Origin of the sequence: Pseudoalteromonas sp. S2893 (assembly GCF_005887105.1) — a bacterium.
GTDB lineage: Bacteria > Pseudomonadota > Gammaproteobacteria > Enterobacterales > Alteromonadaceae > Pseudoalteromonas > Pseudoalteromonas atlantica.
The window spans coordinates 23,232-37,843 of sequence record NZ_PNCY01000029.1; the positions used below are offsets into that span (position 1 = coordinate 23,232).

The 14,612-nt window shown below is 39.1% G+C and carries 13 protein-coding genes; 11 read left to right on the forward strand and 2 right to left on the reverse strand.

What is annotated here, in order from left to right; genetic code table 11:
- Positions 1 to 79 precede the first annotated feature (79 nt).
- Genes rlmKL through CWC04_RS13355 form a run of 4 tightly spaced genes read left to right on the forward strand, consistent with a single transcriptional unit; the run spans position 80 to position 6,098 of the window.
- Positions 80 to 2,197, forward strand: coding sequence for a bifunctional 23S rRNA (guanine(2069)-N(7))-methyltransferase RlmK/23S rRNA (guanine(2445)-N(2))-methyltransferase RlmL (gene rlmKL / locus CWC04_RS13340; protein ID WP_138685647.1), 2,118 nt, complete (start codon positions 80 to 82; stop codon positions 2,195 to 2,197).
- Positions 2,190 to 2,426: a glutaredoxin family protein gene (locus tag CWC04_RS13345; protein ID WP_138685648.1), complete on the forward strand. Its 237-nt coding sequence runs from the start codon at positions 2,190 to 2,192 to the stop codon at positions 2,424 to 2,426. The genes rlmKL and CWC04_RS13345 overlap by 8 nt, the downstream gene beginning before the upstream one ends.
- 13 nt (positions 2,427 to 2,439) lie before the next feature.
- Entirely contained in the window at positions 2,440 to 4,350 is a 1,911-nt protein-coding gene (gene uup / locus CWC04_RS13350; protein WP_138685649.1) for an ATP-binding cassette ATPase Uup, read from the forward strand.
- Between the two features lie 11 nt (positions 4,351 to 4,361).
- The gene (locus CWC04_RS13355) at positions 4,362 to 6,098 is read left to right on the forward strand and encodes a DUF3466 family protein (protein WP_004586697.1); all 1,737 of its coding nucleotides are present in this window, start codon (positions 4,362 to 4,364) and stop codon (positions 6,096 to 6,098) included.
- A 139-nt stretch (positions 6,099 to 6,237) separates the two neighbouring features.
- Here the strand turns inward: CWC04_RS13355 and CWC04_RS13360 are convergent, their stop codons facing one another.
- On the reverse strand, positions 6,238 to 6,750 hold the full coding sequence (locus CWC04_RS13360; RefSeq protein WP_024033538.1) for a DUF2062 domain-containing protein: 513 nt from the start codon (positions 6,748 to 6,750) through the stop codon (positions 6,238 to 6,240).
- Between CWC04_RS13360 and CWC04_RS13365 the strand changes: the two genes are divergently transcribed.
- The 7 genes from CWC04_RS13365 to tcdA are packed head-to-tail and all read left to right on the forward strand — an operon-like array spanning position 6,730 to position 14,190.
- Positions 6,730 to 8,994, forward strand: a complete 2,265-nt coding sequence (locus CWC04_RS13365) for a DNA internalization-related competence protein ComEC/Rec2 (RefSeq protein ID WP_138685650.1) — start codon at positions 6,730 to 6,732, stop codon at positions 8,992 to 8,994. The two genes, CWC04_RS13360 and CWC04_RS13365, sit on opposite strands and share 21 nt — an antisense overlap.
- Before the next feature lie 60 nt (positions 8,995 to 9,054).
- Positions 9,055 to 10,800: a lipid A export permease/ATP-binding protein MsbA gene (msbA, locus tag CWC04_RS13370; RefSeq protein ID WP_004586694.1), complete on the forward strand. Its 1,746-nt coding sequence runs from the start codon at positions 9,055 to 9,057 to the stop codon at positions 10,798 to 10,800.
- Positions 10,797 to 11,777: a tetraacyldisaccharide 4'-kinase gene (gene lpxK, locus CWC04_RS13375; RefSeq protein WP_138685651.1), complete on the forward strand. Its 981-nt coding sequence runs from the start codon at positions 10,797 to 10,799 to the stop codon at positions 11,775 to 11,777. Before msbA ends, lpxK begins: the two co-directional genes overlap by 4 nt.
- A complete protein-coding gene (locus tag CWC04_RS13380) occupies positions 11,767 to 11,964 on the forward strand; it encodes a Trm112 family protein (protein WP_004586692.1) in 198 nt (65 codons plus the stop codon). The genes lpxK and CWC04_RS13380 overlap by 11 nt, the downstream gene beginning before the upstream one ends.
- Positions 11,952 to 12,713 carry a 3-deoxy-manno-octulosonate cytidylyltransferase gene (gene kdsB / locus CWC04_RS13385; protein ID WP_138685652.1) on the forward strand — a complete coding sequence of 254 codons (762 nt, stop codon included), beginning with the start codon at positions 11,952 to 11,954 and terminating at the stop codon, positions 12,711 to 12,713. Before CWC04_RS13380 ends, kdsB begins: the two co-directional genes overlap by 13 nt.
- A 2-nt stretch (positions 12,714 to 12,715) precedes the next feature.
- A complete protein-coding gene (locus CWC04_RS13390) occupies positions 12,716 to 13,387 on the forward strand; it encodes a TIGR01621 family pseudouridine synthase (protein WP_138685653.1) in 672 nt (223 codons plus the stop codon).
- A complete protein-coding gene (gene tcdA / locus CWC04_RS13395) occupies positions 13,387 to 14,190 on the forward strand; it encodes a tRNA cyclic N6-threonylcarbamoyladenosine(37) synthase TcdA (protein WP_138685654.1) in 804 nt (267 codons plus the stop codon). Before CWC04_RS13390 ends, tcdA begins: the two co-directional genes overlap by 1 nt.
- A gap of 1 nt (position 14,191) precedes the next feature.
- On the opposite strand, the gene CWC04_RS13400 is transcribed toward tcdA, so the two are convergent.
- The gene (locus CWC04_RS13400; protein WP_004586688.1) at positions 14,192 to 14,608 is read right to left on the reverse strand and encodes a SufE family protein; all 417 of its coding nucleotides are present in this window, start codon (positions 14,606 to 14,608) and stop codon (positions 14,192 to 14,194) included.
- Positions 14,609 to 14,612: the final 4 nt, after the last annotated feature.

The following is a 14,612-nucleotide window of genomic DNA, read 5'->3' on the forward strand; positions in this document are numbered from 1 at the left end:
AATCGAGCTGCGTTTATCAAGTGTTTGTCAGCCAACCTATGTTATAATCCTGCGCAATTAGCTATTAAGGGTTATTACTTTGCAATTTATCGCACTTACTTCTATCGGAATCGAAAATTTACTTGTTGATGAACTAACAGAATTAGGCGCCGTCGTGTCTAAACAAACTGTGGGTTCTGTTCGCTTTGAGGCAGATTCAACATTGGCGCAAAAGGTTTGTCTATCAACTCGTTATGCAACACGTGTGCTGATGCTTATTGAAGAAAAAGAAGGCGTTAATGATAAAGATAGCCTGTATAAATTTGCTCGTTTTCAGCCATGGCAAGAATGGTTTGGCCCTACCCAAACATTTGCTGTTGATTTTAATGGTACCAACGACTCTTTAAAAAATACCCAGTTTTCAGGCTTGGTAATTAAAGATGCAATTGTTGACTACTTTAACGATTTATACGAACAGCGCCCAAATGTAGATAAGCAAGATGCCAATGTGCGTGTTGTGGCGCGTTTAAACCGTCACGGTGTGGCTTTGTACATTGATTACTCGGGTCCTCGTTTGTCTGAGCGCGGTTATCGCCAAGGCCAAGGTAAAGCCCCAATTAAAGAGCACCTAGCGGCCGCGATTATTAAACGCAGTGGTTGGCTTGAAAATGTAAATCAGCCTTTATTTGACCCATGTTGTGGTGCCGGCACTATTTTAATAGAAGCGGCGGGCATAGCGCGTAACGAAGCACCTGGTTTATTTAGAGAAGGGTTTGCTTTTGAGCGTTTACCTAGTTTTAGAGCGGCCAAATTTAAACAACTGCGTGAAGAATTAATTGAGCAAATTACCGATCCTAAATTGTGGTTAATTGGCCACGATTACGATGCACAAGTTCTTGATAAAGCCATTGCCAATGCCGAGCGAGCAGAGCTGGGTAATGTTATTAAGTTTAAGCAAAGTGATGCAACTAAGCTTACCTCTGTTGCTAAATTACCCGGGGTGGTTATTTCTAACTTACCGTACGGCGAGCGTATTGGCTCTATGGCTGAGCTGGTAAACTTACACCGCAGCATGGGCGTGGGGTTTAAAAAGCACTTTAATCATTGGAAGCTTGCGTTACTAGGCATGGATGAAAGCCTATTTAAGCTGTTAAAACTGGTTAAACAAAAGCGTTATAAATTTAAAAACGGCCCATTAGATGTAGAACTAAATTTATATCAGTTAGATGATAAACAGGTAAGCCTGACAAGCGATGACAAACCGGCTCTTAATTTTGAAGGCTCAATGTCGTTTGCTAATCGTTTGAAAAAGAACAAACAAGGCCTAAAAAATTGGCTTAAACAAAACGAAGTACAAGCTTATCGCGTATACGATGCTGATATTCCTGAGTACAACGTAGCGGTTGATATTTACGGTGACTCTGCTGTTATTTTTGAATACGCAGCACCTAAAGAAATTGACGAAAAAACATCAGAAAAGCGTCTTCAAGATGTGATTAGCTTAACTGCACAGCAGCTAAACATAGCGCCTGAAAACATTGCTGTTAAAGTGCGTAAAAAACAAAAGGGGGAAGAGCAGTACACCCCAATGGCTAAACAAAACCGCACTATGGTGGTGGAAGAATTTGGCGCTAAGTTTAAAGTAAACTTGTTTGATTACCTCGATACAGGGCTGTTTTTAGATCATCGTTTAGCACGTCGTTATATTCAGCAAAATGCAAAAGACAAACGCTTTTTAAACTTATTTGCCTACACCGGTACAGCCTCTGTGCACGCGGCATTAGGGGGTGCAAAAGCAATTACCACCGTTGATTTATCAAAAACCTACCTTAAGTGGGGCCAAGATAACTTTGCGTTAAATGATATTAGCAATACCCGCTACCGTTTTGAGCAAGCTGATTGTTTAAAATGGCTAGAATACGCACAAGGCCAATACGATTTAATCTTTTTAGACCCGCCTACGTTTTCTAATTCTAAACGAATGAAAGACGCGTTTGATGTGCAAACCGATCATATAAAATTACTTACTTGGGTTAAAAAAATCTTGAGTCCGTCGGGTACATTAATTTTTTCTAATAACAAACGTGGTTTTGTAATGGATGAAGTAGGTTTGATGGGCTTAGGGTTAAAAGCCGAAAATATTTCAGAAAAAACGTTATCACCTGATTTCAAACGTAATAAAAAAATACACAACAGTTGGTTAATTACCCATGGCTAATTATGTTTTATACCACACCGATGGCTGTCATTTATGTGAGCAAGCCGAGCAGGTTTTATTATCGGTTTTGGATAAAAATAGTGAGCTTAAATTAATTGATATAATCACTGATGAGCAGCTAATAGCGCGTTTTCAGTTAAGTATTCCGGTATTTGAGAGCAAAAGCGGCCACCATTTGTATTGGCCGTTTGATGCACAAACAGTGCATGAATTTTTAGCGCAAGAATAAAAGAGCAGTATTTATGGATTTAATTAGAATACAAAAAGCGCAGTTAGCTTATGGTACGCACCCATTACTTGATGATGCTGATGCTGTGATAGAAAGCGGTGAGCGCGTCTGTATTGTAGGGCGAAATGGGGCGGGTAAATCTACACTTTTAAAAGTACTAGATGGCCAAGTTATTTTAGATGATGGTGAAATTAACCAGCTTGGCGGGATCAAAATATCTCGCTTAGAGCAAGATCCTCCTAAAGGAGCAAATGGCTCAGTATTCGATTATGTAGCGCAGGGTATGCCTGATATTGCTAATTTGCTGATTGATTATCACCACGTAAGCACACAGCTACAAACCGACTGCACCGACAAACTGCTAAATAAGCTTGAGCGTTTATCTAACGATTTAGAAGCGTGTGACGGTTGGCGTTTTGATTCGCGTATTCAATTAGTACTAACGCGTTTAGAGCTTAGCCCAGATGCTAAATTAGAGTCGCTCTCAGGTGGTTGGTTGCGTAAAGTTGCCTTAGCACGTGCACTTGTGAGTGAGCCTGACTTATTGTTACTTGATGAGCCAACAAACCATTTAGACGTAGACAGTGTTAAATGGCTAGAGCAGTTTTTAAAAGAATTTAAAGGCGGTATTGTATTTATATCGCATGACCGTGCGTTTATCCGTGCTGTTGCAACGCGTATTTTAGATTTAGACCGCGGTAAACTTATCTCTTACCCTGGCGATTACGCGACCTACCTTGAACAAAAAGCGCATGACTTAAAAGTAGAAGAATCACAAAATGCACTTTTTGATAAGCGTTTAGCAGAGGAAGAAGCCTGGATACGCCAAGGTGTTAAAGCCCGTCGTACTCGTAACGAAGGCCGTGTACGTGAACTTAAACAGTTACGTGTTGAGCGCAAAGCCCGTGTAGAGCAAGTAGGTAAAACCGATTTTAATATTGAAACGGCTGACAGATCGGGCAAGTTAGTGTTTGAGGCAAAACACCTTAATCATGCATTTAAAGATAAAGTGATTGCTAATGATTTTTCTACCCTTGTTATGCGCGGTGACCGCATTGGCTTAGTAGGCCCAAATGGTATTGGTAAAACTACCTTACTTAAACTGCTGTTTGGTGATTTAGAAGCCGATAGCGGCCATGTTAAACAAGGCGTTAATTTAGAATTTGCTTACTTTGACCAATATAGGCAAAAGCTTGATGAAGAGGCCACTGTTCAAGATAACGTTGCAGAGGGTAAACAAGAGGTAATGATGGGCGGGCGTTCTCGTCATGTACTTGGTTACTTGCAAGACTTTTTGTTTCCACCGGCACGTGCGCGTACACCTGTAAAAGCACTCTCTGGTGGTGAGAAAAACAGACTTTTACTTGCAAAACTATTTTTAAAACCCTCAAATATTTTAGTACTCGATGAGCCAACCAATGACTTGGATATTGAAACATTAGAGTTACTCGAAGAAATTATTAATCAGTATCAGGGTACTGTGCTTATAGTAAGCCATGACCGTGAATTTATTGATAATACGTGTAGTAGTGTTTGGGCGTTTGAAGGTGATGGAAAAATAACCGATATGGTAGGGGGTTACACCGATTACCAAGCTTATTTAAGCTATTTAGCCGAGCAGGAAAAACAGCAACAAGCACCAAAAAAAGACGTTAAACCTGCGCCTGTAGCCGCGACAAAGCCTGAAAACAAAAGCACTAAGCTTTCTTACAAATTAAAACTTGAATTAGAGCAACTACCCAATAAAATGGAACAACTTGAAGCCGCTGTAGAAGCGCAGCAAGCTGTAGTGAGCGATCCTGACTTTTTCAAACAAGATAGCGACGTAACCACTAATGCATTGAACCATTTAGCAAAACTTGAGTCTGACCTTGAAGCCGCGTTTGAGCGCTGGGAAGAACTTGAAGAATTACAGAATCAGTAGTAAGGATTAAAATGAAATATAAATTACTCGCTGCCAGTATTTTAGCGACATTGAGTACATCTGCATTAAGTGCAACCTATGAATTAACAGAACTAGGTACTCTTGACGGCGCTAAACATTCTTACGTGACTGACGTAAGCGAAAGCGGGCACATTATTGGTACTGCCAACGGATTGTATAATTTACCAATCGATATTAGCTATATCGACTTTACTGAAAGCGTTATTGAAAATGCGTACGATAGTGAAGAGTACAACTTTGAGCTAAGTGATAAAGAAATTACTTTTACACTTGATGATATAGAAAATAACGATGCGGTTTTTAATAACGCCGATGCGCATTCATTTATGGTTAGCTTTTTAGCTGGCAGACCAACGGATTACGAGTACCAAAAGTTAAGCTCGGTAGTTGGTATTAAGTTTGACGATGGCATAGTTACTGAGCAAATACTGTTTGATGAAGAGTCGGTAGATTACGATGGTTTAACGCGTTCGGTTAGTAACTTTTATAATGCGGTAAGCGAAGATGGCGTGAGCGTTGGTTGGAGTGCAGCTCCATATGATAAAGTTTTATTTACGCCAGATGATGAAGATGAAGAAGAAACATGGTTTACCCATGACTTTATTGAGCGCGGAATAGTTATTTCTGAAGATGGAACGCAAAAGGTTGAGTTAGTTCCAGACTTTGACGATTACGGCGGTACTAGCCGAGCTAACGATATTGTTAAAACAAATGACGGGTACACTGTCGTTGGTTATGTTTCAACAGGTATTCCTGAAGACAGGCTTGATAATATTGAAGATAACTGTGATAACGAAGACGAGCCAACCAATACCTGTGTGGAATTATTAAATTCAAGTGTAACCACCGGCGTATTTGATGAGCGCGCGGTAAAATGGGAGCTTGATGAAGCATTTAATATCACTTCTACTGAAATACTAGGCCTTGCCTTAACGCCAGAAGAAGATGATGACTTTGCTTTTACAAGTACCGCTCTTGCACTAAATAATAATGGCACAGTGGTGGGCTCTTCAAATGCTCGTTACTATAAAAATGACGACACTATTTTAACAATGCCTGTTTATTTTAAAAATGGTGACGTGTTTAATTTTATAGACCAAGAAGATGATTGGCTTTCTGGTAAAGCGCTTGCTGTCAATGACAACGATGTAATTGTTGGTTATGCATCAAAGCGTATTGAAACCACGATCCGTGATCAGTTTTTCTATCATGATATAAGTACTGGCAATACCGTTTTCCCTACCGGTTACTTTAATAGCTCAAGCGCTTATGGTAATGATATTAATAACCAAGGTTATGTTGTTGGTGAAGGCGAGGTAGGTACATCTGAAAACAGCCGTCGTAAAGAAGCGTTTATATATAAAATTGGTGACGATAAAATTACCAATTTAAACGATTTACTACCTTGTTATGAAACAGATGGTGAAACAGACTACGCCTACACAATGGCTGAAGCGAAAGTCATTAATGAAGACAATGAGATTTTTGGTGTAGCTACCAAAACCGTTGAAAAGCGCGATACCTTTGGTAATGTAGAAACCGATATTGAAGGTAATATTGAGTACGAAAGTGTTGCTGTTGCAGTAAAACTAACACCTATTGATGGTGAAGTAGAAGACTGTACACCTATAGAAGAAGAGCTTTATGAAAGAAGTTCAGCAAGCTTCCCTTGGTACACACTGTTATTATTGCCGCTAGTGGGTTTACGCAGAGTATTTAGATTTTAAGCTTTATGCTTTTCATAAAAAAAACCAACTTATAATAGTTGGTTTTTTTTCGTCTATAATAAAGTGCTTGGCGTTAATTAGTTATCTCAATTTGCTTAAATTAAGTCATTCTATTTGAACACTTTAATAGTTGGCTTTATTACGTATTAGTATTTCGCGCTAACCAGGCTTTGCGTACAGAGCGTCGCCAAATTATATCAATACCTAAATAAGCAATAATAGCGGCAACAGAAGCGCACACCAGTGAGCCAATTAAAAATGCAGGACCGATGGTAGAAAGGCTTTCTAAGAACCATGCCCAACTGGCTTCAAATGCAAAATGCTGCTCTGGTTGATTTAAAACAAGCGTACCTACAAGGTATGAGCCGTAAAATATTGGCGGCATAGTCAGTGGGTTGGTGAGCCACACCAATGCCACAGAAATAGGTAAGTTAACTCTAAATACAATAGCTGCCGCAGCGGCTAAAACCATTTGAAAAGGAACAGGGATGAACGCAAAAAATAAACCAACCGCAAATGCGCCCCTTGCCGAGCGTCTGTTTAAATGCCATAGGTTGGCGTCTTGTAATAGGCGGCCGAATATTCTAAGTGTTTTATGATGCCTAATTTTATTAGGATCAGGTAAAAATCGTTGGATCGTTTTCTTAGGCATTTCAAGCAACCATTTACTTCAGTGTGGATTAGTCTTGGATTTGTAATAGGTTGTATTTCAACCGTATTTTATTATCAAACCCATGAATTTACAGTCATCACAATATCTGTCCTTATTGCGAGCGCCTATTTTAAGCCGTTTTTGAATGTTTTGTTAGGGTTTATTTTAGCTATTTGCTGCATTGTTGTGCACTTTTACCTGTTTTATAGCTATACATTGCCAAATGATGAAAATAACTATGCTTACCCTGCCACAATTCTTGTTGATGAGGTTATCTCTGCAAAGCAACCACAGTATATAAAAGCAACGTTATTAAAGTTAAATGGGGATGGAATACACAAATTTAAAGCACCTAAAGCCATGTTAAGTGTCGATTCTGCACAGCTTATTAAGCAGGGCGATATGTTTGAGGCAACAATAGCGCTGAAAAAATTCAGAACAATTAAAAATAGAGGTGTGTTTGATAATAATGTGCATGCCTTTAAACAACGCATATTATTTAAAGGCAAAGTACTTAATAAACAATTGCGCATTACTAACGCGGCTTCACCTTCAATAATTTATAAATACAGGGCGTTTTTAAAACACACCTATCAAAATACAACGCTTAATTGGCTTTATTATGCATTGCTTAGTGGTGATAAATCACTGATGTCGTTTGAAAATAAACAAACAATGCAAAGTTTAGGGCTCAGCCATTTATTAGCTATTTCAGGGTTACACATAGGGCTTATATTCAGCTGTTTTTATTTACTGAGTAAGTACACAGCATACATTTTGAAAATTAATGTATTACAGTCTATTAATTTAACTATTATTTATTGTTTTATCGGCTGGTTAGCGGCATTTATATATGTTTATTTAAGTGAATTTTTACTCTCAGCGACTCGCGCATTTATTATGTTGAGTTGCGTATTAGGTCTTTACTTTATTGCCAAACAGCCACTGCGCTGGCGAAGCATTCTATATGCTTTAGTCGCTGTATTACTCATCAATCCTTTTAATGTTTTAAACCCAGGTTTATATTTTTCTTTTATTGCGGTTGCAATTATTTTCCTTGTTATAAAGCACCTTCCTAAAACTAAATATAATTGGCTTGGCGTGTTTATAGCGCTGTGTATTATGCAGCTTGCTTTATTTATTGGGCTTTTGCCAATTACCCTTATTTATTTTAGTGGGGTAAGTATTGCTGGGCTGGTTATTAATTTATTGGCAATTCCATTATTAAGCGTTGCGATCATGCCTCTTTTGCTGCTATTTACGATAATAAGTGCTGTGGTAGATATAACGCCCGTCATTTTATTATTCGATAGTGTACTTATAACATTGTTTAAGTATATGGATGCAATCCCTTGGCATTACAGATGGTTAGATATAGCTAAACCGCGTACATTGTACTTAGTTGCAGCTTATCTATGCATATTAATCGCCTGGTTTAGCCCCTTTAAACGTTTAGTACTCATTCCTCTATGCGTTACATTAATAGATTATCTGTATTTACCAAAACCTCTTTGGCAACTGCATGTGTTTGATGTTGGGCACGGATTAATGACGTTACTCGAAAAAGACAATCAAGCGCTGGTTTACGATTTTGGCCCTAGTTATTTTAACCGTTTTAGCCGTACATACAGTGTGTTAATTCCTTATTTGAAAACACATAACTTAACCGTCAGTGATGCAATAATAAGCCATCAAGACAACGATCATGCAGGGGGCGCAGCACATTTTATTAATGCAGGATTTGGTGAAAGCTTTAAGCGCTTTCACCCATATGGCATAACCACACAGTGTATCTCTTTAGATTATAACTTTAATGGATTACGCATTAGCAGCTTTGCCGATAGCACATTTAATAACGAAAATGATAATTCGTGTGTGCTTTTAATCAAATCACCCCAACTTACTATGTTATTAACGGGTGATATTTCTAAAGCACGTGAGCTGAGCCTTATTAGAACTCACTCATTACAAGCCGATGTGATTCTAAGCCCTCATCATGGCAGCGATACGTCTTCAAGCACGGAATTTATCAACCATGTAAATCCGCATACGGTTATTCACTCAACAGCTTTTCATGGCCAATGGCAATTTCCCAGTGAAAAAGTGGTTTCGCGCTACAAAGCAATAAATGCTAAACAATATGTTACGGCGCTTGATGGGCAAATTACGGTAAGTATTTATCAAGATAGCTTTAAAGTGACAACGGCGCGCAAACACGAAAGTTATTGGTTTATAGAAGATTGACGTTTAGTTTTAACGGTTTGAAGGATACAATAAGGGCTGTAATTGTATAACGAGAGTAATATGAGTCAAAGTACTACACAAATTTATAAACGGTTGATTTCTTACGTTGGTGATTATAAAAGCGTTGCCTTCGTCGCTATTATTGGAATGATCGGCTATTCGGGTATGGATGCTTTATTTATTCAATTAATGAAACCCTTTATTGATGAAGGCCTAAACCAACGTAATAGCGAAGTGCTAGCTTATGCCCCTTTTGTTGTAATTGCGCTGGTAATAGGGCGTGGCCTGTTTAATTTTATGTCTTCGTATTGCCTAAGCTATGTAGGCTCGCAAGTAGTACGTTCGTTACGCCAGCAGTTATTTGAACACATATTACATTTGCCTGTTTCGTTTCATGATAAAAACTCAACAGGTGATTTAATTTCAAAAATTACTTTTGATACAGAACAAGTTCAGCAAGCAATCACCAAAGCACTGTTAATTGTTGTAAGAGAAGGCGCTTTTGTCGTTTTTCTACTTGCCCTTATGTTTTATACCAGCTGGCAGCTTTCGCTGATTTTTTTAGTGATCATTCCATTAGTGGCAATTATTGTAACGTTTGTGTCTAAACGCTTTCGCCATATTTCAAAAAATATACAGTCTGCAATGGGGCAGGTCACCCGTAGCTCTGAGCAAATGCTAAGTGGACACAAAGTTATTCATGGCTTTGGTGGGCAAAAACAAGAAATCGACCAGTTTTCAAAAATCAATAATCATAATCGTCAGCAACGTATTAAAATGGATGCCACTAAAGCGTTAAGCGTATCGGTAATTCAAGTGCTTGCAGCAAGTGCAATGGCTGTTATTTTGTGGGTTGTATCTATGCCTTCAATGATAGATACAATCAGCTCTGGCGATTTTATGGTACTCATTTCTTCTATGATGATGCTTTTACGCCCGCTTAAACAATTAGCAAACGTGAACAGTGATATGCAGCGCGGTATTTCTGCAGCGCAAAGTATTTTTTTAGTTTTAGATGAAGAAATTGAAAAAGACAAAGGTACTTACACCGTAGATAAAGTGAAGGGCGAAATTGAGGTTAAAAATGTTACCTTTAAATACCCAACTAAAGATGAAGCTGTTTTAAATAACCTATCAATAAGTATAAAGGCCGGTGAAAGCATCGCGCTTGTAGGGCGCTCAGGCTCGGGTAAATCGACTATTTCTAATTTATTACCGCGTTATTATGATTTAGAAGCACCAAGTGAAATTTTATTAGATGGCGTTGCGCTTGAGAAATATAAACTGGCCGATTTACGCCGCCAGTTTGCCTTAGTATCTCAGCAAGTTGTGTTATTTAACGACACAATTGCCAATAATATTTGTTATGGCATAAGCCGCGAAATAACACCTCAGCAACTAGAAGAGGTGGTTAAACAAGCTCACGTGTGGGAATTTGTTAAAGACCTACCTGAGCAACTCAATACCATGGTCGGTGAAAACGGGGTGATGCTCTCTGGTGGTCAACGTCAACGTATAGCAATTGCTCGCGCTATATTAAAAGATGCACCTATTTTAATTTTAGATGAAGCAACTTCAGCCTTAGACACAGAGTCTGAAAAACTAATTCAGCAAGCTCTTGATACCCTTATGCAAGACAAAACGTCTATAGTAATCGCCCATCGTCTTTCAACCATTGAGAACAGCGACAAAATATACGTTATTGATGGTGGCCGGGTGATTGAAAGTGGCGATCATCAGAGTTTATTAGCTAAAGATGGTACTTATTCAGCTCTATGTAAAATGCAGTTTGGTGAGCACGGGTGAGTAAAATAGAGCAAAGCTGGTATAAACCATTTAGTTTTATAACGCTACTTTTACTGCCATTAGCTGCGCTTTTTTGGTTTATTTCAAGCATTAGGAAATGGTTTTTTAAGGTTGGCTTTGCCACGCCTTTTAAAGCTAAATCTAAAGTGATTGTGGTGGGCAATATAAGTGTAGGTGGGAATGGCAAAACGCCATTTGTGTTATGGCTTTACGAATACTTGTCAGAGCAAGGTCTAAAAGTGGGCATTATCAGCCGAGGTTACGGCGGTAAAGCCAACAGCTACCCGTTGGTGGTAGATCGTGGCGTAACAAGTGCACAAGCCGGTGATGAGCCAATACTTTTATTTAATCGCTTAAAATGTCCACTTGTTGTCGGACCCGATAGAAAAGCCAACATTACATTATTAGAGCAGCAATTTTGTGTGGATGTCATAATCTCAGATGATGGTATGCAGCATTATAAAATGGCGCGCGATATAGAGTGCTGCGTTGTTGATAGCCAAAGGCGATTTGGTAATGGCTTTGTTATGCCTGCAGGGCCATTACGTGAAACCACAAACAGATTAAATAGCGTTGATTTAGTGATTGAAAACGGGGGAGATGCATCCCTTAGCTACGTTTTGCAAACTGGTGCACTTAAACACGTTGCTAACAATACCCCTGTGAATAAAACAATTGAAAAAGGCCATGCGGTAAGTGCCATTGGTAACCCACAACGTTTTGAAGATTCATTAAAGGGGCAAAATATTCAGCTGCTTTCGACTCATCATTATCGAGATCACTATGCTTATAGCATGGCTGATTTTACTCAATTTAATGATGATAACGTATTAATGACAGAAAAAGATGCAGTAAAATGTAGAGACTTTGCAAAAGATACTTGGTACTACCTACCCGTAAATGCAAAACCTACTGACGCTGTAATACATAAATTAGATTTATTATTAAAACAAAAAGGGATCCTCAATGGCCTTTGATACAAAATTACTTGAAATAATTGCTTGTCCTGTGTGTAAAGGAAAGCTTCGTTTTGATAAAGAAAATGCAGAACTTATTAGTACTGCTGCTAAACTTGCATACCCAGTACGCGACGATATACCGGTACTTTTAGAAAATGAAGCGCGCGAGCTATCTCAAGATGAGGTTGATAAGTGGAATTCGTAGTTGTTATACCTGCACGTTACGCGTCTACTCGTTTGCTTGGCAAACCATTAGCTGACATATGCGGTAAACCTATGATTCAACACGTGTATGAAAAAGCGTGTTTGTCAGGTGCAAGTAAAGTGGTTATTGCAACCGATCATCAAAAAGTTTTTGATGCTGTTAAATTGTTCACAAACGATGTGCTGATAACGCGAGAAGATCATCAATCGGGCACTGAACGTTTAGCAGAGGTTGTTGACCTACTTAAGCTAGACGCAGAAACCCTAGTGGTAAATGTACAAGGCGATGAGCCATTACTTGCCAGCGAAAACGTATCGCAAGTTGCCACTTTACTAAATAATTCAAGCGCGCCAATGGCAACATTAAGTGTAGCCATTGAAGAGCAAGACGAAGTGTTTAATCCTAATGCCGTGAAGGTTGTTAGTGATATTAATAAAAATGCGTTGTACTTTTCACGTGCCAGTATTCCGTTTGACAGAAGCGCAATGTTAAATAACGACAGTGTGTTAGATATAACGCCTTTTCAGCGCCATGTGGGTATATATGCTTATCGCGCGGGCTTCATTAAGCAGTATATTGAGTTAAGTGTATCGCCGCTTGAAGTACTTGAGTCGCTAGAGCAACTTAGGGTGTTGTATCATGGTTACGCTATCAAAATTGAGCAGGCCAAAGTAACGCCACATGCTGGGGTTGATACGCCCGAGGATTTAGAAAAAGTGATTGCCTACCTAAAAGCTAAGCAAGCCTAATAATGGTTAAAAATGAATTACCCATAGTGTTTAGCCACGCTGATTTTTATATATTTGAAAAACCAGCGGGGCTTAATTTTCACTCAGAAGGTGAAAAAGGGTTTGTGGTATTAGCTGAGCAGCAAACTGGCGAAAAATTATTTGCTGTTCACCGCCTTGATAAAGTGACATCTGGCCTTATTATTCTTAGTCGTAATAAAGAAGCCGCTGCTAAATTTACGTCTCTTTTTACTGAGCACGCAATAAACAAGTTTTATTTAGCAATAAGCAATGCTAAACCTAAAAAAAAGCAAGGGTGGATAAAAGGTGATATGGCTAAGTCTCGCAGGGGCATGTTTAAGCTTTTACCGACCCTGCAAAACCCGGCCATTACCCGCTTTTATTCTTTTAGTTATAAGCCGGGGTTTAGAGCGTATATTTTAAAGCCGTATTCGGGTAAAACCCACCAACTTAGAGTGGCATTAAAAAGTTTAGGGGCGCCAATTTTAGGCGATACACTTTATAATGGCAGCGCAGCTGAGCGGGCGTATCTTCATGCCTATGCGTTAAGTTTTTTATGGCATGGGGAGCAAATTAATTGCTCTTTGCTACCTACTACGGGTGATGAGTACCAGCAATTAATTAATCATCAAGAATTTCAAGCATGGCAATCGCCATGGGAACTGGATTGGTAATGAGCGAAAAAGTAACAGATATTCGTTTTGGCGGGATCAAACGCCTATACGGTAACCAACAATTTGACTGGCTACAACAAGCCCATTTTTGTGTAGTGGGGATAGGCGGTGTAGGAAGTTGGGCCGCCGAAGCTTTAGCACGTACAGGCGTGGGTAAAATCACTTTAATTGATTTAGATGATATTTGCGCGACGAACGTAAATAGGCAAATTCATGCACTTAGCGGCAGTATTGGCCAAGCCAAAGTAGATGCAATGAAAAGCCGCTGCGAACTGATAAACCCAGCGTGTAAAGTAACTGTGATAGATGACTTTATTACTCTTGAAAATATTCGTGAGCATATTCAAGGTTTTGATTACGTTATTGACTGTATTGATGCAGTTAAAGAAAAAGCAGCGCTTATTGCTCATTGTAAGCGTAATAAAATGCCTATAATTACTACTGGCGGCGCGGGTGGGCAAACAGATCCTAGCCAAATAACATTTGGTGATGTGGCTAAAACCACGCAAGATCCGCTACTTGCTAAAGTGCGTTATATTTTACGCAAACAATATAATTTTAGTAACAACCCTAAACGCAAATTTAATATTGATTGTGTGTACTCAACTGAGCAACTTGTTTACCCAGGCAGTGATGGCAGTGTATGCCATGCTAAACAAAATGCTGATGGTACAATGAATATGGATTGTAATAATGGGTTTGGCTCGGTAACTATGATCACCGGAAGTTTTGGCTTTTTTGTAGCGGCTAAAGCGGTACGTAAATATTTAGATAAAAAAAAGCGTTTACAACAAGCTCAATAGTTTAATTGAGCTTGTTAGTTGCCATGCTTTGAATTGCCTCGACCATGGCTTTTATTCCGTTCCCTCGAGATGCACTAAGGTGTTTAATTAAGCCTAACTTTTCAAATTCGTCATACGCATTAATATTCACGACTTCTTCAGGTGTTAAGCCATTATAAAGCGCTAAAATTATCGCTAATAAGCCTTTTACAATGCGGGTGTCTGAGTCGCCAATAACCACTAAACGATTCTCGCTATCGTCAAACTCCATAAACATCCACACTTTGCTCTCACACCCTGGCACAAGCGCGTCATCGGTTTTAAGTACATCGGCTAAAGCGGGAAGTGTTTTGCCCAGAAGCATTATTTCGCGATATTTTTGCTGCCAAGACTGCGCCTGTTGTATAGGTTTTACTACGTTTTTAAACGTATTTGTCATGAGT